Source organism: Mycetohabitans endofungorum (assembly GCF_002927045.1).
Classification (GTDB): domain Bacteria; phylum Pseudomonadota; class Gammaproteobacteria; order Burkholderiales; family Burkholderiaceae; genus Mycetohabitans; species Mycetohabitans endofungorum.
Genome location: NZ_PRDW01000001.1, coordinates 173727 through 192788, shown reverse-complemented (window position 1 = coordinate 192788; position 19062 = coordinate 173727). Strand labels below are relative to the sequence as shown.

General features: G+C 61.2%; 15 protein-coding genes, 2 other RNA genes and 2 pseudogenes. 8 read left to right on the top strand and 11 right to left on the bottom strand.

What is annotated here, in order from left to right; translation table 11 throughout:
* Nucleotides 1–17: 17 nt before the first annotated feature.
* From B0O95_RS00900 to gyrA, 9 genes are all read right to left on the bottom strand, one after another.
* Nucleotides 18–347, bottom strand: a complete 330-nt coding sequence (locus B0O95_RS00900) for an integration host factor subunit beta (RefSeq protein ID WP_104076181.1) — start codon at nucleotides 345–347, stop codon at nucleotides 18–20.
* Between the two features lie 6 nt (nucleotides 348–353).
* Nucleotides 354–2087, bottom strand: coding sequence for a 30S ribosomal protein S1 (gene rpsA / locus B0O95_RS00895; protein WP_323071844.1), 1734 nt, complete (start codon nucleotides 2085–2087; stop codon nucleotides 354–356).
* A gap of 160 nt (nucleotides 2088–2247) precedes the next feature.
* On the bottom strand, nucleotides 2248–2979 hold the full coding sequence (gene cmk, locus B0O95_RS00890; RefSeq protein ID WP_104076180.1) for a (d)CMP kinase: 732 nt from the start codon (nucleotides 2977–2979) through the stop codon (nucleotides 2248–2250).
* A gap of 68 nt (nucleotides 2980–3047) precedes the next feature.
* Complete coding sequence (gene aroA / locus B0O95_RS00885; RefSeq protein ID WP_104076179.1) at nucleotides 3048–4364, bottom strand: 3-phosphoshikimate 1-carboxyvinyltransferase; 1317 nt, start codon at nucleotides 4362–4364, stop codon at nucleotides 3048–3050.
* A gap of 14 nt (nucleotides 4365–4378) precedes the next feature.
* Nucleotides 4379–5299: a prephenate dehydrogenase gene (locus tag B0O95_RS00880; RefSeq protein ID WP_104076178.1), complete on the bottom strand. Its 921-nt coding sequence runs from the start codon at nucleotides 5297–5299 to the stop codon at nucleotides 4379–4381.
* Between the two features lie 275 nt (nucleotides 5300–5574).
* Nucleotides 5575–6657, bottom strand: coding sequence for a prephenate dehydratase (pheA, locus tag B0O95_RS00875; protein WP_104076177.1), 1083 nt, complete (start codon nucleotides 6655–6657; stop codon nucleotides 5575–5577).
* Nucleotides 6658–6704: 47 nt separating this feature from the next.
* Nucleotides 6705–7787: a 3-phosphoserine/phosphohydroxythreonine transaminase gene (serC, locus tag B0O95_RS00870; protein WP_104076335.1), complete on the bottom strand. Its 1083-nt coding sequence runs from the start codon at nucleotides 7785–7787 to the stop codon at nucleotides 6705–6707.
* A gap of 186 nt (nucleotides 7788–7973) precedes the next feature.
* Nucleotides 7974–8573 (bottom strand): DUF2059 domain-containing protein, encoded by a 600-nt coding sequence (locus tag B0O95_RS00865; RefSeq protein WP_104076334.1) that lies wholly within the window; start codon nucleotides 8571–8573, stop codon nucleotides 7974–7976.
* An 82-nt stretch (nucleotides 8574–8655) separates the two neighbouring features.
* The gene (gene gyrA, locus B0O95_RS00860; protein ID WP_104076176.1) at nucleotides 8656–11259 is read right to left on the bottom strand and encodes a DNA gyrase subunit A; all 2604 of its coding nucleotides are present in this window, start codon (nucleotides 11257–11259) and stop codon (nucleotides 8656–8658) included.
* A gap of 571 nt (nucleotides 11260–11830) precedes the next feature.
* On the opposite strand from gyrA, the gene ompA reads away from it, so the two are divergent.
* The 4 genes from ompA to ssrA (B0O95_RS00840) all read left to right on the top strand — a co-directional run bounded on the left by ompA (nucleotide 11831) and on the right by ssrA (B0O95_RS00840) (nucleotide 14691).
* Nucleotides 11831–12577 (top strand): outer membrane protein OmpA, encoded by a 747-nt coding sequence (gene ompA, locus B0O95_RS00855; RefSeq protein ID WP_104076175.1) that lies wholly within the window; start codon nucleotides 11831–11833, stop codon nucleotides 12575–12577.
* Between the two features lie 234 nt (nucleotides 12578–12811).
* Nucleotides 12812–13516 carry a bifunctional 2-polyprenyl-6-hydroxyphenol methylase/3-demethylubiquinol 3-O-methyltransferase UbiG gene (gene ubiG / locus B0O95_RS00850; RefSeq protein WP_104076174.1) on the top strand — a complete coding sequence of 235 codons (705 nt, stop codon included), beginning with the start codon at nucleotides 12812–12814 and terminating at the stop codon, nucleotides 13514–13516.
* 11 nt (nucleotides 13517–13527) lie between these two features.
* Entirely contained in the window at nucleotides 13528–14241 is a 714-nt protein-coding gene (locus B0O95_RS00845; protein WP_104076333.1) for an HAD family hydrolase, read from the top strand.
* Nucleotides 14242–14332: 91 nt separating this feature from the next.
* Nucleotides 14333–14691: a transfer-messenger RNA gene (gene ssrA, locus B0O95_RS00840) on the top strand.
* Nucleotides 14692–14757: 66 nt separating this feature from the next.
* Here ssrA (B0O95_RS00840) and B0O95_RS15735 read toward each other — a convergent pair.
* The gene (locus B0O95_RS15735; protein ID WP_158249430.1) at nucleotides 14758–15471 is read right to left on the bottom strand and encodes a hypothetical protein; all 714 of its coding nucleotides are present in this window, start codon (nucleotides 15469–15471) and stop codon (nucleotides 14758–14760) included.
* Nucleotides 15472–16315: 844 nt separating this feature from the next.
* Between B0O95_RS15735 and B0O95_RS00825 the strand changes: the two are divergent.
* The 4 genes and pseudogenes from B0O95_RS00825 to B0O95_RS00810 form a co-directional block, all read left to right on the top strand.
* Nucleotides 16316–16540: pseudogene (locus B0O95_RS00825) on the top strand (HAD hydrolase-like protein); the annotation flags it as partial.
* 92 nt (nucleotides 16541–16632) lie between these two features.
* Nucleotides 16633–16991, top strand: a transfer-messenger RNA (tmRNA) gene (gene ssrA / locus B0O95_RS00820).
* 127 nt (nucleotides 16992–17118) lie between these two features.
* On the top strand, nucleotides 17119–17442 hold the full coding sequence (locus B0O95_RS00815) for a type II toxin-antitoxin system PrlF family antitoxin (protein ID WP_104076170.1): 324 nt from the start codon (nucleotides 17119–17121) through the stop codon (nucleotides 17440–17442).
* Nucleotides 17442–17894, top strand: a pseudogene (locus tag B0O95_RS00810) (type II toxin-antitoxin system YhaV family toxin). The gene B0O95_RS00815 and the pseudogene B0O95_RS00810 overlap by 1 nt, the downstream one beginning before the upstream one ends.
* A gap of 107 nt (nucleotides 17895–18001) precedes the next feature.
* On the opposite strand, the gene B0O95_RS00805 reads toward B0O95_RS00810, so the two are convergent.
* Nucleotides 18002–18949, bottom strand: coding sequence for a hypothetical protein (locus tag B0O95_RS00805; RefSeq protein ID WP_146063946.1), 948 nt, complete (start codon nucleotides 18947–18949; stop codon nucleotides 18002–18004).
* Between the last annotated feature and the right edge of the window lie 113 nt (nucleotides 18950–19062).

Here is a 19062-nt window from a genome sequence, read left to right as displayed (position 1 = left end):
TTATCCCGATATTGCCGTCATGCGTCGTCCGACGCATCGACGCTGTCGGCCTTCATCGGTTGGCCGGCCTTGCCGTCAACCCGCTCGCGCAACTCCTTGCCCGGCTTGAAGTGCGGCACCCATTTCTCCGGGACCTGGACTCGCTCGCCAGACTTGGGGTTGCGTCCGACCCGGGCCGGACGACGATTCAGTGCAAAGCTGCCAAAGCCGCGTATCTCGATGCGATGACCATTGGCAAGCGCGTCGGACATCGCATCGAGCATCGCCTTGACTGCAAAATCCGCATCCTTTAGGACAAGTTGCGGAAATCGCAGCGCCAGTTGAGCGACCAACTCGGATTTGGTCATGCTGCCTTACTGGTTCTGTTGACCGTCCAGCTTTGCCTTGAGCAACGCACCGAGGTTGGTCGTGCCGCTGGCGGCAGCGCTGCTGTCGGCTTGCAGGCCGCGCATCGCTTGCTGCTGCTCCGCGGAATCCTTCGCCTTGATCGACAGCTGGATGCCGCGTGATTTGCGGTCAATGTTGATGACCATCACGTTGACCTTGTCACCTTCCTTCAGCACGTTGCGCGCGTCCTCGACACGGTCCTGCGCGATTTCCGACGCCCGCAGATAGCCTTCGACCTCGGCGCTCAACTGGATCACGGCCCCCTTCGGATCGACAGCCTTGACCGTGCCATCGACGGTTGAGCCCTTGTCGTTCATCGCCACGAAGTTGTTGAACGGGTCGCCTTCCAACTGCTTGATACCCAGTGAGATGCGCTCCTTCTCGACATCGATGCCAAGCACCATGGCCTCAACCTCGTCGCCCTTCTTGTACTTGCGAACCGCTTCTTCACCGGATTCGCTCCACGACAGGTCCGACAAGTGCACCAGGCCATCAATCCCGCCCGGCAGGCCGATGAACACGCCGAAATCGGTAATCGACTTGATTGCGCCGGTGATTTTGTCGCCCTTCTTGAAGTTGCGGCTGAAGTCATCCCACGGGTTCGGCTTGCATTGCTTCATGCCGAGGCTGATACGGCGGCGGTCCTCGTCGATCTCGAGCACCATGACTTCCACTTCGTCACCGAGCTGCACCACCTTGCTCGGCGCGACGTTCTTGTTGGTCCAGTCCATCTCGGACACGTGCACAAGGCCTTCGATGCCCGACTCGACCTCGACGAACGCACCGTAGTCGGTGATGTTCGTGACCTTGCCGAACAGCCGCGTGCCCGATGGGTAGCGACGCGAAATGCCTTCCCACGGATCGTCGCCGAGCTGCTTGATGCCAAGCGACACACGGTTCTTCTCCTGATCGAACTTCAGGATCTTCGCGGTCACTTCCTGGCCCACAGACAGCACTTCGCTCGGGTGACGCACGCGACGCCACGCGATGTCGGTGATGTGCAGCAAGCCGTCGATGCCGCCGAGGTCAACGAACGCACCATAGTCGGTGATGTTCTTCACGACGCCATTGACGATCGCGCCTTCCTTCAGCGTCTCGAGCAGCTTCGCGCGCTCTTCGCCTTGCGTGGCTTCGATCACCGCGCGGCGCGACAGCACGACGTTGTTGCGCTTGCGATCCAGCTTGATCACGCGGAACTCGAGCGTCTTGCCCTCGTACGGCGTCGTGTCCTTGACCGGACGGGTGTCAACCAGCGAGCCGGGCAGGAACGCACGGATGCCGTTGACCATCACGGTCATGCCGCCCTTGACCTTGCCGGTGATCGTGCCGGTCACAAGCTCGTTGTTGTCCAGCGCCTTTTCAAGCGCAAGCCACGAAGCAAGACGCTTGGCCTTGTCGCGTGACAGAATCGTATCGCCATAGCCGTTCTCGAGGGCGTCGATCGCGACTGATACGAAATCGCCCGCCTGCACCTCAACCTCGCCCTGATCATTCAGGAACTCTTCGATCGGAATGTAGGCTTCAGACTTTAGACCCGCGTTGACGACCACGAAATTGTGGTCAACGCGCACGACCTCGGCGGAGATCACTTCGCCTGCACGCATGTCCTGGCGGGTCAGCGACTCTTCGAACAGAGCCGCAAAAGATTCGGTATTCGGGTTAGAGGTTTGCAGGTCGGACATAAAAATGAAATGGTGCATGACGGGACTCGGCTTCGTGATCGCCGACGACCGCATGCGGGGTTAAGGGTTGAAAACACATCCCACGTCACCGTGGAATACTTACGGTACTGCTACTCACTACAACTGCATCGGGCGCTGCGAAGCCCCCGCCGCATCACTGCCCGGTGAGCCGCAACGCTCATACCTGCGGGCCTTGCCGGCCATGGCCCGCCTTCGTGGCACCGGTGGCCGGCTCGATTTGCTGGTACCAGGCTACGACCCGGTCGACCGCTTCGCCGATCGACAACGTCGACGTGTCGAGCAGGCGCGCGTCCCCCGCCGGTTTCAGCGGCGCGCTTGCGCGATTCGCGTCGCGCGCGTCACGCTCGCGCAGATCCCGCAGAAGGTCATCGATATTAGCAGGAAACCCTTTTTGTATCAATTGCTTATAACGTCTCTGCGCGCGGGCCTCCGCGCTTGCCGTCAAAAACACCTTCAATACCGCGTCGGTAAAAATCACCGTACCCATGTCGCGGCCGTCTGCGACCAGGCCGGGCGGCTTGCGGAACGCGCGCTGTCGGGCCACCAACGCGCCGCGCACCGGCGCATGAACTGCGATCGCCGAGGCCAGCTTGCCGACGGCCTCATGCCGAATTTCGGTCGAAACGTCCACGCCATCCAATTGCGCGCAGCCTTCGCGAAAGGTGATATGGAGGTCATCGATCAGCGCCACCAGCGCGGCGACGTCGTCCTTGTCCACTCCATAGCGTTGCGCCGCCAGCGCCGCCAGCCGGTACAGCGCGCCGCTGTCCAGCAAATGAAAGCCCAGGTGCGCCGCCACCAGTTGCGCGACCGTGCCCTTGCCGGATGCTGTCGGCCCGTCGATCGCGATGACTGGCACGGGTTCATGAAATGGACGATTGGACTTCATTACTCTATTTGGAGACTAAAATACTTCAAACGGCCGATCGCACGCACGCGGACCGGCCCGGCGCCGCATCAAGGACGCGCAATCGCGGCAAATCTATCGAAATAATCGGGAAACGTCTTGCCGACGCAACCGGGATCGTGAATCCTTACCGGGACATTGCCCAGGCTGACCAGTGAGAAACACATTGCCATCCGATGGTCATCATACGTGTTGATCACGGCATTGGGCGTCAGCGCGGCGGGCGGCGCCACACGCAGGTAGTGCGCGCCTTCCTCGACGTGCGCTCCCAATTTGCGCAGTTCGGTGGCCATGGCGGCGATCCGGTCCGTTTCCTTGACCCGCCAGCTGCCGATGTTGCGCAGCGTCGTCATGCCGCTGGCGAACAACGCGGCGACTGCGATCGTCATCGCGGCATCCGGAATCAGATTAAAATCCATGTCCAGCGGCTGCAACTTGCCATCATCCGATTCGACCCCGCGCACCTCGATCCAATCGTCGCCGATCATCACGTTGGCCCCCATGCGGGCCAACGCATCGGCGAACCGCACGTCGCCCTGGATGCTGGCCCGTCCAACCCCTTCGACACGCACCGGCCCGTGGGCGAGCGCGCCGGCCGCGAGAAAATAGGACGCCGACGACGCGTCGCCTTCGACGACGATGCGGCCCGGCGAGCGGTAACGCGCGCGGCCGGCGGCCGGCACGATGAAGCGCCGCCAGCCGTCGCGCTGCACGTGCACGCCGAAGCGCTCCATCAAGCGGATCGTGATCTCGATATACGGTTTGGAGATGAGCTCGCCCTCCACTTCGACCACCGCCTCGCCGCCGGCCGTCTCCACCAGCGGCAGCGTGATCAGCAGTGCAGTCAGGAACTGGCTCGATACATCGCCTCGCACGCGAATCGGCGCGTTCGCACGAATCGACGCCGGATGCACGAGCAACGGCGGAAAGCCCGGATTGGCTTCATAGTCGATTCGTGCTCCGAGCTGCCGCAGGCCATCGACCAGGTCACCGATCGGGCGCTCGTGCATTCTCGGTACGCCATGCAGTCGGTACTCGCCGCCCATGACTGCCAACGCCGCGGTCAACGGCCGCACGGCGGTTCCCGCGTTGCCGAGAAACAGCTCCGCCCGCTTGACCGGAAACACGCTCCCGACGCCTGTCACGGTGCAACGCAACTGCGCGGCGTCATGCCGCAGCGCGACGCCCAGCTGTTCGAGTGCAGCCAGCATGACGCGGGTATCGTCCGAATCGAGCAGGTTGTCGATCGTCGTAACGCCCTCAGCCAATGCCGCCAGCAGCAGCACGCGGTTCGAGATACTCTTAGAGCCTGGCAGGCGCACCGTGCCGGTCGCGCGCGTGTAGGGTCCGAGGTCGAGGTATTCCATGATAGAAGGTCCTTTCAGCACCGCTTAAACTCGGAAGCCCCGTCACGCTCGCGGCCCCATTGCGCCCGCGCGCTGCGCGAGCGCGCGAACAGCGCTTCGAGCGTCGCACCATCGCCCGCAGCGATCGCTGCGCGCACTGTCGCGAGCACGGCCGAGTAAGCATCGATCCCATCGAGCAGCGCATCACGGTTGGCCACGCAGATGTCGCGCCACATTTCCGGACTCGACGCCGCGATCCGCGTGAAGTCGCGAAAGCCCCCGCCAGCGAACGACAGCTTCAACGCCGCATCCGGTGCACGTAGGATCGTCTCGACGAGCGCGAACGACAGCACATGCGGCAAGTGGCTGACGGCGGCAAAAACCGCATCGTGCTGCTGCGCCGTCATCTCATGCAACGAGGCTCCGCTCGCCTCCCACATGGCGGCCACCCGGTCCACCACGGCGCGCGGGTTCTCCGCAAGCGGACACAACACCACCTTGCGTCCCACATACAGGTCGGCGAGCGCCGCCTCGACCCCACTGGATTCGCGCCCGGCAATCGGATGCCCGGGCACGAACTGCGCAAGCCGCGCGCCTAGCGCGGCGCGGGCGGCGGCAATGACGTCGTGCTTCGTGCTGCCCGCGTCGGTAACGATCGTGGATCGCTCCAAGTGCGGCGCGATGGCATCGAGCAGCGCACGGGTCTGCGCGACGGGCGCCGCCAGCACGACCAGATCCGCGCCGCGCAACGCGCCGGCCAGCGCGGCGTCATCGTCGACCACAACCGCCTCATCGATGACGCGCCGCTCGAGCGCCGTGCGCAGCGAGCTGGCGCCGCGGCCAACACCGACGATCGTGCCGGTGCCGCCGTGGCGCTCGCGCAGCGCCAACGCCAATGAGCCACCGATCAGCCCGACGCCGACGACGACAAGTTTATTAAAAGAGAACGCGGCCACGATACGATAGCGTAATGAGGTGCACGGTATGCGCCTGCTGAACCAGGATGAGGGCGTCACGACGATCGACATCCTGCTCGGTGCCAGCGCCTTGTGCAGCGCGGCGAGGAACACTTCGTTTTGGGGCAAACGCACGCACGTGGGACGGACCGTATTGCATGGCTGACATGATGTTTAGGCTCCAGACAAATGACGACGACGAGGTTGGCCAACGGCCGTGGCAGGCGATGGCGATCACACGCCGGCCGCCACCGGAGGGTCCGCCGGCGCGGATCCTACCGGGTCCGCGGATAGGAACCGAGTATCTTCACATAGGCCGCGGCACGCTCCAGCTCTACGAGCGCGGCCGCGACCGCCGCGTCGTGCCGATGGCCTTCGAGATCGATATAGAAAAAATACTCCCACGCACTGCTGCGCGCCGGGCGCGACTCGAAACGGCTCATCGACACACTATGTCGTGCCAGCGGCTCGAGCATCTGGAACACTGCACCCGGCTCGTTCTTCACCGAGAAGATCACCGACGTCTTGTCGCAGCCCGTCGCACCAGGCGGATCGCCGCCGATGACTAGGAAACGCGTGCGATTGTGCGGATCGTCTTGGATCGACGCGAACGCGGTCTGCAAACCGTACTGCGTCCCGGCGCGTTCGCTGGCGATCGCCGCCACGGTGGGCTCCGCCGCTGCCACCCGGGCAGCCTCAGCATTGCTTGACACCGCCTGGCGCTCGAGCAGCGGCGCGTTGGCAAAGAGCCAGTTCTGGCACTGTGCGAGTGCCTGCCCGTGCGCACACACCCGCGTGACCCCTTGCAACGTGCCACTTTGCGTGAGCAGATGATGCTGGATCGGCAGCGATAGTTCACCGCTGATCTGCAGCGACGTCTCGAGCAATAGGTCCAGCGTGCGCGACACTGCGCCTTCGGTCGAATTCTCGACGGGCACGACGCCAAAATCGGCTGCGCCCGCCTCGACCGAGCGGAACACCTCGTCGATCGACACGCACGGCAGGCCGGTCATTGACTGGCCGAAATAGCCGAGCATCGCCTGCTCGCTATAGGTACCCTCCGGGCCCAGGTACGCAGCCCGCTGCGCTTTCTCGAGTTGGCGGCTCGCCGCCATAATCTCGCGCCAGATCAACGCGATATGCTCGCTGCCCAACGGCCCGGCGGATAACGCCTGCAGACGCGAGATCACCTGCTGCTCGCGCTCCGGCCAGAACACTGGCGCGTGATACGCCTTCTTGACCTCACCGACCCCGAGGACAACCTGCGCGCGCTGGTTCAGCAGCGCGATCAATTGCCGGTCGATCTCGTCGATGCGCTCGCGCAATGGCTTGAGTTTCAGATTCAGTTCTTCGTCCATCGCAACATCGGCCCGTGGAAAAAAACCGGCCCTGGGTCCACGCGACCTCAGGCGCGGCGTTGCTCGAATTCCTTCATGTATTCGACGAGCGCCTTTACGCCGTCCAACGGCACCGCGTTGTAAATCGATGCCCTCATGCCGCCAACGGACCTGTGGCCCTTCAGCTGCAATAGCCCCCGCGCATTCGCGCCGGCCAGAAAATCGTCGTTGCGCGATTCGTCAGCAAGAAAGAACGGCACGTTCATCCTCGAGCGCGACCCGCGTTCGACCTTGCTCGAGTAAAAATCGCTGCCGTCGATGAAGTCATACAGCAGCGTGGCCTTCTCGATATTGCGCGCTTCGATCGCGGTAAGACCGCCCTGGCGCTTCAGCCATTGGAACACCAGCCCGGCGACATAGATCGCATACGTAGGAGGCGTGTTGTACATCGAGTTGTTCGCGGCAATCGTCTTCCATTCGAACGCTGACGGGCAAATCGCGAGCGAGCGATCCAGCAGATCCTCGCGCACGATCACGATCGTCAAACCGGCAATGCCGATGTTCTTCTGCGCGCCGGCAAACAACGCGCCGCACTTGGCCACGTCCATCGGACGCGACAGAATGTGCGACGACGCATCGACCACCAGCGGCACATTGCCCAGGTCGGGAAACTCGAACATTTCGACGCCGTCAATCGTTTCGTTCGAGCACACGTGCACGTACGCAGGATCATCGCAGAGCTGCCATTCCGACACTGCCGGCATCCGCGTGAAGCCTGCATTGGTCTTGCCCGATGCGGCAATATGCGCGCTGCAATACTTCTTTGCCTCGTGATAGGACTTCTGCGTCCAGGCGCCGGTCAACACGAAATCCGCGCTCGAGCGCGAGCCGAGCAGGTTCATCGGCACAATCGCGTTCGCGCCAAGCCCGCCACCTTGCAGAAACAGGATCTGGTGGCTGGCCGGCACCGCCAGCAGTTCCCGCAGGTCGAGCAATGCCCGCTCGTGGATCGACGAGAACTCACGGCCGCGATGACTCATTTCCATCACGCCCATGCCACAGCCGTGCCAATCGAGCATCTCGTCGGCAGCCTGTTGCAATACCTCTTCAGGCAGCGCCGCGGGGCCTGCCGAAAAATTGAACGCTCGCATCTGGGACTCTGGCTGAAACGGACGCAAACAACGCGTCTGCGTCGAAAAAAGCAATGGCCGCTTGCAGCATTGCAAACGGCCATTATGACATCGCCATCGCGGCACCGCCAAACGACTGACGGCGCCCGGCCCGCCGCTCACGCGCCGCCGCATCATCCGCGTGGCGGCGCGCATCCGCGGCCGACGTTACTTCGCCTTGACCGCAGCCACTTCCTTGTCGGCCTGGTCGCGCGTCGCCTTGATCGATGCCGGCATGTACTTCTGCATCAGACCGCTAACCACGTCGCGGCCCACCTGATCCTGCACCTCGATGAATTTGCGACCGGTTGGGCTCTTATAGAACGTCGTCAAATCCTTGATTTCCGAAGCCGAATAGTACTTCGCATACGCCTCATACTGCGCCTGCATCGCATCCTGGCGGAATGGCTCGCTGTTGAATACCGTGCCGGCGGATTCCACGAGCTTGGGTACGGCATTCTTTTGCAGCGCCGGCACGGCGGCCTGCTTCTGCTTGTCGTTGAGCGCCTTGTTCTCGGTCAGCGCGTCGGACAGGATCGCCGGCACCAGTTGTTTGGCTTGCATTTGGGCGCTGTTGGCAATGGCGCCGACCAGCTTCGGCGCGTCGATCGCCTCGAGCAGGTCCTTGATGGCGGCCTGCTTGGCCGGATCGATCGGCGCTGCACTGGAGGTCGAAGCCGCGCCGCCCTGGGCAGGCAGCGCCTGTGCCATCGCCAATGTCGGCACGAAAAGGGCCAGCAACATCCACTGCTTGAATTGTTTTTGCATCACGACTCCCATGAAAAAGTTGTTCTGTCGCCCCGGCGGCCGCTCAGCAGCCGCACCCGGCTGACATGCCTCCAGCCAGCCGTCATTCGTCGGCGCCATCAGTATTAGCGTCGGACTCGGCGTCGGCTTCCGCGTCGGTCTCAGCGATCTGCTGCAAGCCCGACAGCTTGGTGCCCTCGTCAAGGCTAATTAGTGTAACACCTTGCGTTGCACGGCCCATCTCGCGGATTTCGGAAACGCGGGTACGGATCAGCACACCGGCGGTCGTAATCAGCATGATCTCGCTGTCCGGCTCGACCAGCGTCGCGGCGACCACCCGGCCATTGCGCTCCGAGGTCTGGATCGCGATCATGCCTTTCGTGCCACGCCCATGCCGCGTGTATTCGGCAATCGGCGTGCGTTTGCCGTAGCCGTTCTCGGTCGCGGTCAGCACCGATTGCGACTCGCCGCCGGCCACCAACAACGCGATCACCTGCTGGCCGTCCTCGAGCTGCATGCCGCGCACGCCGCGTGCTTCCCGCCCCATCGGCCGCACGTCGTTCTCGTCGAACCGCACCGCCTTGCCGGCGTCGGAGAACAGCATTACGTCATGCTGCCCGTCGGTGATCTGCGCGCCGATCAGGAAATCGCCATCATCGAGCCCCACTGCGATGATGCCCTTCCTGAGCGGCCGCGAGAACGCCTCCAGCGGCGTCTTCTTCACGGTGCCAAGCGACGTGGCGAGGAACACGAACTTGTCGGCCGAAAATTCCTTGACCGGCAGCACCACGTTGATTTTCTCGCCTTCCTGCAGCGGGAACATGTTCACGATCGGCCGGCCGCGCGAATTGCGTGAGCCCTGCGGCACCTCATAGACCTTGAGCCAGTACACGCGCCCGCGGTTTGAGAAGCACAGGATGTGATCATGCGTGTTCGCGATGAACAACGTCTCGATCCAGTCGTCGTCCTTCATCACGATCGCCTGCTTGCCGCGGCCACCGCGCTTTTGCGCACGATACTCAGACAGCGGCTGCGACTTGATGTAGCCGGCGTGCGACATCGTGACGACCATGTCCTGCGGCGTGATCAGGTCCTCGGTGCCGAGTTCGGTGGCGTTCAATTCGATCTGCGAGCGCCTCGGGTCACCGAATTCCGCCTTGATCGCGACCAGCTCGTCGGCAATGATCGTGCGGATCCGCTCCGGCTTGGCCAGGATATCCAGCAGATCAGCGATCTGCGCCATCACCTCGCGATACTCGGCGGTGATCTTGTCTTGCTCCAGGCCGGTCAAGCGTTGCAAGCGCATCTGCAGGATTTCCTGCGCCTGCGTGTCCGACAGCTTATACAGCCCATCGGATTGCATGCCGAAGATTGGCGCCAGCCCATCGGGGCGGAACGCATCGCGCCCGCCCGGGGTTTCGCCTTGCGCGCGCGATAGCATGTCGCGCACTAGCGCCGAGTCCCACGCGCGCGTCATCAACTCCTGCTTTGCGATCGGCGGCGTCGGCGCCGCCTTGATGATCGCAATGAACTCGTCGATGTTCGCCAGCGCCACCGCCAGGCCTTCCAGCACGTGGCCGCGCTCGCGCGCGCGGCGTAACTCATAGAGGGTGCGGCGCGTGACGACTTCGCGCCGATGCGACAGGAAGCACTCCAGCAACTCGCGCAGGTTCAGCAGCTTCGGCTGGCCGTCGATCAGCGCGACCATGTTCATGCCAAACGTATCCTGCAGCTGCGTATTCTTGTACAGATTGTTGAGCACGACCTCCGGCACTTCGCCGCGCTTAAGCTCGATCACCACGCGCATGCCGCTCTTGTCGGACTCGTCACGGATATCGGAGATGCCCTCGATCTTCTTCTCGTTGACCAACTCGGCGATGCGCTCGAGCAGCGAGCGCTTGTTCACCTGGTACGGCAACTCGTCGACGATGATCGCCATGCGCTGGCCGCGGTCGATCTCCTCGAAATGGGTCTTGGCGCGCATCACAACGCGGCCGCGGCCGGTACGATAGCCGTCACGCACGCCTTGCACGCCGTAGATGATCCCCGCCGTCGGGAAATCGGGCGCCGGGACAAGCTCGATCAGCTCGTCGATCGACGCTTGTGGATGGTTTAGCAGATGCTGGCACGCATCGACGACTTCGTTCAAGTTATGCGGCGGGATGTTCGTCGCCATGCCAACTGCGATACCGGACGAGCCGTTGATCAACAGGTTCGGGATCCGCGCCGGAAGCACCTGCGGCTGGGTCTCGCTGCCGTCGTAGTTCGGCTCAAAGTCCACCGTCTCCTTGTCGATATCGGCCAGCAGCTCATGGCCAATCTTCGCGAGCCGGATCTCGGTGTAGCGCATCGCCGCGGCGTTGTCGCCGTCGACCGAGCCGAAGTTGCCCTGCCCGTCCACCAGCATGTAGCGCAGCGAGAAATCCTGCGCCATGCGCACGATCGTCTCGTAGACCGCGCTGTCGCCGTGCGGGTGGTATTTACCGATTACGTCCCCGACGATACGCGCGGACTTCTTGTACGCGCGATTCCAGTCGTTGTTCAGCTCATGCATCGCATAGAGCACGCGCCGATGCACCGGCTTAAGTCCATCGCGCGCATCGGGCAGCGCGCGGCCCACGATCACGCTCATCGCGTAGTCGAGGTAGGAGCGGCGCATTTCCTCTTCGAGAGAAATGGGCAGGGTCTCTTTGGCGAATTGATCCATTTATTGGTGTCTTTGACGAACTCTGGCGGTGCCGGGCCGCGGGCGTGGCGTGGGCGCATGTGCCGGCGTGGCGGTGGCGGTGGCGGACAACGCGTATCACGCGATTCTAGCATGCGAGCCCCGGCGGCCTCGGCGCGCAATGCCGCGCGCGAGCGGGCACACAGCCTCACCGGCGCGCTAATCCCGAACCTGAAGCGCCGTGCCGCGCCAGAGGGCACATCGGACGCGACGACTCGCGCGTGAATGTCGCGGGTCGCCGCCCGATTCATCCCCCTTTCTCGACGGCGTCACGAACTCCTGTCTACAATGCCGCACAGCCAGGCCTGACAGTGTTCTTCGGCGACTGTTGCGAGCAAACCACAATTGCCGGATCAAGGCCTAGCGAGGAGGATAAATTTATCGTTGGATAGGACCGGTATGGCAAAATGTGGCGCAGAAGCCAGTCACTGTTCGAAGTGTATACATCGGTTTTTCGCACTGCCATAATGTTATACTTCGCGCAATGTCTGACTTGTCTTCGTCAACAGGCTCGCAGTAAAGCTGCGGTAATCTCAATTTCGAGAGGAGAAATATGAATAAACTTTCAAAGCTCGCGTTCATTGCAGCTACCGCGGTCATGGCTGCATCCGCATCGGCACAGTCGGTGCCAGCTTCGCGACAAGCTGCCAACGACAACTGGGCAAACGGCACCGGCGAATACGTGTGGATGAACGGCACGAGCGAGCTTTGCTGGCGCGATGCGTTCTGGACCCCGGCCACCGCGAACGCGAAGTGCGACGGTGCGCTGGTGGTTCAGGCTCCGACGCCGCCGGCTCCCCCGCCGGTCGTACCGGCTCCGGTCATCACGAGCCAGAAGGTCACCTATCAGGCGGACACGCTGTTCGACTTCGACAAGGCGGTGCTGAAGTCTGCCGGCAAGGAAAAGCTCGATGATCTGGCATCGAAGATCCAGGGCTTGAACCTCGAAGTGGTCGTCGCCACGGGCTACACCGACAAGATCGGCTCGGACAAGTACAACGACCGTCTGTCGCTGCGCCGTGCGCAAGCGGTGAAGGCGTATTTGGTCAGCAAGGGCATCCCGGACAACCGTATCTATACGGAAGGCAAGGGCAAGCGTAATCCGGTCGTGACGGACTGCAACCAGAAGAACCGCAAGGCGTTGATCGCGTGCCTGGCACCGAACCGCCGTGTGGAAGTGGAAGTCGTCGGTACGACGAGCCAGCCCGTCGATACGTCGAGCCAACCCGCCGGTACGACGAGCCAACCCGTTGATACGTTGAGCCAACCCGTCGGTACATCGAGCCAGCCGCAGCAATAAGTCAGCTCGCTCGCAACCGAGATAACTAGCCCTGCATCGGCAGGGCTTTTTTTCGCCCTCATCCGAGCGTCACCCACGGCGCCGCACTTTCCGCTCAACGCCAGTCGCGACATAATCGCGCGGGCACCGCTTTGCCGGCGCGCCAACGGCCCGATATACTGGTAATTATTAGCCGCGCGAGCAGTTTGCGGCGGCGCGCCGCGCCGCCTTGCTGCCGCCCCTGCCTTGCCCGTCATGACCAACGCCGATCCACACGAACTGCAGAAATTCAGCGATCTCGCTCATCGGTGGTGGGATCCCAAAGCCGAATTCAAGCCGCTTCACGACATGAACCCGCTGCGACTGTCGTGGATCGACTCGCACGCCCATTTGCTCGACAAACGGGTGCTCGACGTCGGCTGCGGTGGCGGCATCCTGTCGGAGTCGATCGCGCAACTGGGCGCCGCGTCGGTCAAGGGAATCGATTTGTCCGAGAACGCACTGGGTGTCGCCGACCTGCACAGCCTGGAGAGCGGCGTGACAAACGTCGAGTATGAAGAAATCTCCGCGGAGGCACTCGCCGATCGCGAGCCGGCGACCTATGACGTGGTCACTTGCATGGAGATGCTGGAGCACGTCCCGCAGCCGGCGAGCATCGTACGCGCCTGCGCGCAGTTGGTGAAGCCAGGCGGCTGGGTGTTCTTCTCGACGCTGAACCGAAACCTGAAGGCCTATTTATTCGCGGTGATTGGCGCCGAATACGTGATGCAAATGCTGCCGCGGGGCACGCACGACTACACGCGCTTCATCAAGCCATCGGAGCTCGCAAAGTTCGTTCGTGACGCCGGATTGCTCGCGCATGAGTTCAAGGGGGTAGCCTATCATCCGATCGGCCAGCGCTTTGAGCTAACCGAAGATACCCGCATCAATTACATGCTCGCGTGCCGACGCACCGCGTGAACCGCGATGACATGACAGACACTCTCTCGTCGTCCCCCTCGTTGCCCGCCGCCGCGCTCGCGACGTGCCGCGCGGTCTTGTTCGACTTGGACGGCACGATCGCCGATACCGCGCCGGATCTGGCGGCGGCGGTCAACAAGATGCGCCGCGTGCGCGGCTTGCCGGAGGTGCCGCTGCAGAGGCTGCGTCCGCTGGCCTCGGCCGGTGCACGCGGGCTGCTCGGCGGCGCATTCGGCATCGGGCCACACGACCCCGATTTCAGCGCGATGCGAGAAGAGTTTCTCGCCAACTACGAAGCCGATCTTTGCATTGACACGACGCTATTCGACGGCATTCGTCCATTGCTTGACGGACTGTCCGCGCGCGGCATTCAGTGGGGCATTGTCACAAACAAGATCGAACGGCTGGCATTGCCGCTGGTCGCCCGGCTGGGCCTGGGCGCCGCCGCCGGATGCGTCATCGGCGGCGATACCACACCTTACCCGAAACCCCACCCTGCGCCGCTGTTGCTGGCCGCACAGCGGCTCGGCATCGCACCGACCAGCGCGGTCTACGTCGGCGATGACCTGCGCGATATCGAAGCCGGCACAGCGGTCGGCATGATGACCGTCGCAGCGGCTTATGGTTATTGCGGCAACGAGGGCACTCCGTTCGATTGGGCGGCCGATCACGTAGTTGAAACGACAACGGAACTGCAGCGCCTGTTCGGAGTCGTGGCGGAGTAATACGGACCCGGTATGCGGGGCGTGTTCGTCACTTGAAAGCCGACCCATCGACCGCATCTGACATTCTGTGAGACAATAGGCGTCTACTTTCGGGGCCGACCTGGTTTCGACGTGGGTAGCGAAGCAATTCAGGGCATACCGAGGACCCGTCACCTCGTAAATCAATGGGACTTAAGTAACTGCGAACGACGAAACGTACGCACTGGCCGCTTAACACCGGCCTGCCTCGCACTAGCTCGCTGACGGGCTAGGGTCGCAAGACCGCGCGAGGTCATTCACGTCAGCTAATCCCTGGTGAAGTCACGGCGCCGGGGCCGAAAATTCAGTGACTCGCCGTAGCGAAGCGTGTTCGTCCGCGTCGGTGCGGTTAAAGCAAAAGACTGGACTAAGTATGTAGAACTGGTTGTAGAGTGCTTACGGACGCGGGTTCGATTCCCGCCGGCTCCACCAATACACGCTCTAGCAGTGCCTGTTGGAGTAGAACATCTGCGGCGGAATCACCGCGCAAACGATATTTCACGACGCCGACACGTTGTTACGCCGTCGATGACGCTTGCTTAGCGAGACGCTGGAGAACCATCGCTTCAGCAAAGACGGACGCTGGCGTTCGGGCAACGGCGGCATCGGGGTTGCTTCAGGCAAAACAGGGGTGCGTTCCGAGACCTTTGACATCGATTGACTGCGCTCGATGGTGCGATGACGCATGACCGGTGTTGCATTGCCGCTCACCGGTACGTCCTGCTGCGAGCTTTTCATGGGTTCTGGCGTCTGATCGTTGCGGCTGGGGTACGTGGCACTGAAAAAATCACGCACGTCCTCCCATCTAACATTAAGCATCGGTTCGACTTGATGGAAGTACCGATCTGCTGCCTCTTCTGCAGACTGCGGCTCTTTTGCAAGATTTGCGTTCGCATACTGTGTATTCCATTGGGAGTACGTATTCCTAATGTACCTAATTACATTAGAAGTACGGACGTTTCCATGGGCGAATTGCTCCTCTATAAATTGCGCCGGCGACTGCCTAGGTTTAACGGTACGCTGATCCTCCCTGAGTTGCGCGAGTAATCCTGTCCCGTGCCGTGCGCTGGGGGCGGTAAGCCGGTGGCGATACAGGTTTGCTAACGGCACAGCATCGTCTGTTTCCAATGTCGACGAGTCACTGACACTGCTTGATTGTTGGTTGTACTTTAGCACTCCGGTGGGACTCGGTGAATTCTGCTGAATCGTCATATTATGTGTAAACAACTCTATTTCGTGGCAAAAACTCACACTACACCAGGACACCGGCAATCGAGGCGCATACGCGATCACACATCAGCATCGACGAAACAAACGAACATCCTGCATTTCTTTCATGACCTGCAACGTCCCTAATTCAATCTCGAATTCCCAACGCTTGATAAACCACCACGCAACTGCCGCAGCGGCGGACATCCTATCCTTCCAGTCAGGCAAGCATGTCTCGAAAGGCATCACTGCGTAACTGGACGGCGGTCATCGACAAGGGTGACGTATGAACTGCATCCCCATAGCAATCAAAATAGGAGTCTTTATTAACTATTAGTATGAACTCCGCGCCCAATTAGACAGCCGCCGGCTGCACGCCGAATCCGACATCGACCTTGCCACTTGCAACGCATACCGCAATCGCCGAGTAAGTGAGCCTAGTGGACGAGTGCCGTTGATGCACGTTGGATCGATACCGAGGTCGCGCAGCATCAGGCCAAGTCGATCAAAATCCCCCTACCGGCAAATGGAAACCGGCCAGGCACACTCGCGGCGCGACAACGACGCGATCGCATCCACGCTGTCTCGATATTCGAACATTTATCGGCATCTGTACATCGGCCAGCATTTGCGTCAATGCCGCGACCGAATGCCCTTGTGATGCATGAATCCGCACATCGCGTCGAGCCGGCATAACGAGCCGCCCCATCTCGTCCGACACTTCGGCACTTAGCGACTGCAGATCAAGCCGCTCCACACGCATGCACTCGGCCCAAAGCAACTTTTCGTTCATTGGCGGCAGCATCGGGTCTTGACCATGGACATTGACCAGCAACAGGCCGCCGAGCCGCTGCTACTGGCCGCACAGCGGCTCGGCATCGCACCGACCAGCGCGGTCTACGTCGGCGATGACCTGCGCGATATCGAAGCCGGCACAGCGGTCGGCATGATGACCGTCGCAGCGGCTTATGGTTATTGCGGCAACGAGGGCACTCCGTTCGATTGGGCGGCCGATCACGTAGTTGAAACGACAACGGAACTGCAGCGCCTGTTCGGAGTCGTGGCGGAGTAATACGGACCCGGTATGCGGGGCGTGTTCGTCACTTGAAAGCCGACCCATCGACCGCATCTGACGTTCTGTGAGACAATAGTCGTCTACTTTTCGGGGCCGACCTGGTTTCGACGTGGGTAGCGAAGCAATTCAGGGCATACCGAGGACCCGTCACCTCGTAAATCAATGGGACTTAAGTAACTGCGAACGACGAAACGTACGCACTGGCCGCTTAACACCGGCCTGCCTCGCACTAGCTCGCTGACGGGCTAGGGTCGCAAGACCGCGCGAGGTCATTCACGTCAGCTAATCCCTGGTGAAGTCACGGCGCCGGGGCCGAAAATTCAGTGACTCGCCGTAGCGAAGCGTGTTCGTCCGCGTCGGTGCGGTTAAAGCAAAAGACTGGACTAAGTATGTAGAACTGGTTGTAGAGTGCTTGCGGACGCGGGTTCGATTCCCGCCGGCTCCACCAATATTCAAAACCCCAACCACGCTCGGTTGGGTTTTTCTTATGTGCTTCCGCCACGCCTCTCTCCTTCCTCTACGCCCCAAAAACTGCCAGAGCCCGCAGGCAACACGTCTCACGCTCATTTAAATCAATGGGTTGGGTGTTGTTCAACCAAGCGGTTGTTTTCTGGCAAGGCCAGATCACGCTACCCAAGCCAATCCGCCAAGCGCTCGGTGTGGACTACGGCGGCAAGGTGGCGTTCGACCTGCACGGCTCGCAGGTCATCGTGACCCGGGCCGAGGATTCTGCCCATGAAGATCCGGCCATCGGGAGCTTTTTGGCATTGCTGGAAACAGACATTCGAAACGGGCGACACCTGACCGCCTTGCCCAACGATCTCGTGCAAGCCATGCTGGCGACACTGCCCCAGTTTGTCGACCTGGCCGCAGACATTGAAGGCGATGTGGCGCTGTGATCCAGCGTCACGGGTGGAATGTGCTCTTTCACGAATGTTTAATTGAGCAGCTAGTAAAACTGCATGCTGCGACTCAGCGTGCGCAACAGCAAGATCCGCAGGGTTTCGAGTCCAACGCCAACGTCCGGCTGCTGTTCGATGCACTGTCGAAGTTGATATTCGAGGCCGTGCCGAGTGATCCGAACCGCGAGGAATACCGCCAAGGCAATACCATAGGCGCTGAGTTTCGGCACTGGCGGTGCGCAAAAATCGGTCGACGATTCCGGTTGTTTTTTCGGTTCGACTCGAAAACCCGGATCATCATTTTCGCGTGGGTGAATGATGAAAACACCTTGCGCTCTTCCGGCAGCAAAAGTGATCCGTATGCCGTCTTCTAACGGATGCTGGAGCGCGGGCGCCCACCAGACGATTGGGCTGCGCTGGTGTCGGCGAGCCAGTCCGATTGGAAGTAGGCCGGGCGGCGGCGCCGAGGGTAAGCCAGCCGTCGCGGCGACGTATTGCCGCACGGCCGAGCCCTCGGGCGTGTGGCCGTTTTAAGCCGGGTTAGGTAACCGCTGAATCAGCGCTTAGGCTTGCGTGCCTTGACGTGGTCCGGCAGCGTGGGGATCGGCGGGACAGACGACTCATCGGCGGGGCGCGAGGTGACGACGGTATCCGACATCGACTTACGGCGCTTCACACTAAGTTTTCTCGTCAATGTCGAAAAACCGTTGCGAAAATTGTCTACCGACGCGCTGCGCGTACGAAGCTTGGACTGCTGCTTCGCTGACGAAGCGGGCGTTGTATTCACCGCCGCGGCAGCAACACCTGGCACGGTTTGGTTGTTTAGCTCCATCGATTGGGTCGAGCTAGAGCGTCGTCGCCCTATGCTTTGGAGCGAGCTGGCCAAGCTGCTGAAGGTTCCTCGACGGCGTTTACCCGACTGCTTAGGCGCCTCGGGTTGGACGTCATGCTTCGCATACTTATCCCAGCCGCTAATGGCCTCATCGACAAGTTTGATCATCAAATCGGCTTGCGCATCGATTCCCTTGGCAAGATGATCAATGAATCGTTTGACATCCGTCTTTAGCTTCGCGTCCTCTCCTGCGAGATGATCGGCAAACCGCGCCGTAGCCGTCTTTGACTTTGCCTCCCCAACGCCCAGATGATTAACAAACGGCTCCACAGCCGTTTTTTGCTTCAAGTTCTCAGCTTTTTGAGACCAAGTCTTTTCCTCTTTGGTAGATAGTAGCTCAACGAACCGGCTCCTCAGCTTCGGTGAACTCGTACTTTCGAAGGATTGCCTGCTCGATTCAGCAGGCGAACGCGTCACCTCGCTCGACTCTTCGTTTCCGCGATGCCGGGAACGCAGGCCTGCCAGCTCACCCGGCCGCCCAGTACTTGGCGCCCTGCTCCGACTCTTCGGTGATAGCGAATCCGTATCTTTAATGTTTAACAAACGATCCAAGCCGATGTCCATCGGCAAGTCTGTCACGGAAATCTGCTGCGGTGAGTACACTTTCGTCATAGCGCTTGACATCCTTCTATCGTGCTGAATCCGCACACTACATCAATGCACGACTCGGGCTATTCAGGTACACGATCACATATTGCCGTGCGCGAAGGCCCCGCTCACCGCCG

Bases quoted from the DNA above. Each gene is read 5' to 3' on its own strand.
- aroA (WP_104076179.1), bottom strand. From the start codon at position 4,364: ATGGAATACCTCGACCTCGGACCCTACACGCGCGCGACCGGCACGGTG.
- B0O95_RS00805 (WP_146063946.1), bottom strand. From the start codon at position 18,949: ATGACGAAAGTGTACTCACCGCAGCAGATTTCCGTGACAGACTTGCCG.
- ubiG (WP_104076174.1), top strand. From the start codon at position 12,812: ATGACCAACGCCGATCCACACGAACTGCAGAAATTCAGCGATCTCGCT.
- rpsA (WP_323071844.1), bottom strand. From the start codon at position 2,087: ATGCACCATTTCATTTTTATGTCCGACCTGCAAACCTCTAACCCGAAT.
- B0O95_RS00845 (WP_104076333.1), top strand. From the start codon at position 13,528: ATGACAGACACTCTCTCGTCGTCCCCCTCGTTGCCCGCCGCCGCGCTC.
- ompA (WP_104076175.1), top strand. From the start codon at position 11,831: ATGAATAAACTTTCAAAGCTCGCGTTCATTGCAGCTACCGCGGTCATG.
- serC (WP_104076335.1), bottom strand. From the start codon at position 7,787: ATGCGAGCGTTCAATTTTTCGGCAGGCCCCGCGGCGCTGCCTGAAGAG.
- gyrA (WP_104076176.1), bottom strand. From the start codon at position 11,259: ATGGATCAATTCGCCAAAGAGACCCTGCCCATTTCTCTCGAAGAGGAA.
- B0O95_RS00900 (WP_104076181.1), bottom strand. From the start codon at position 347: ATGACCAAATCCGAGTTGGTCGCTCAACTGGCGCTGCGATTTCCGCAA.
- B0O95_RS00815 (WP_104076170.1), top strand. From the start codon at position 17,119: ATGGGTTGGGTGTTGTTCAACCAAGCGGTTGTTTTCTGGCAAGGCCAG.
- cmk (WP_104076180.1), bottom strand. From the start codon at position 2,979: ATGAAGTCCAATCGTCCATTTCATGAACCCGTGCCAGTCATCGCGATC.
- B0O95_RS15735 (WP_158249430.1), bottom strand. From the start codon at position 15,471: ATGACGATTCAGCAGAATTCACCGAGTCCCACCGGAGTGCTAAAGTAC.
- B0O95_RS00865 (WP_104076334.1), bottom strand. From the start codon at position 8,573: ATGCAAAAACAATTCAAGCAGTGGATGTTGCTGGCCCTTTTCGTGCCG.
- pheA (WP_104076177.1), bottom strand. From the start codon at position 6,657: ATGGACGAAGAACTGAATCTGAAACTCAAGCCATTGCGCGAGCGCATC.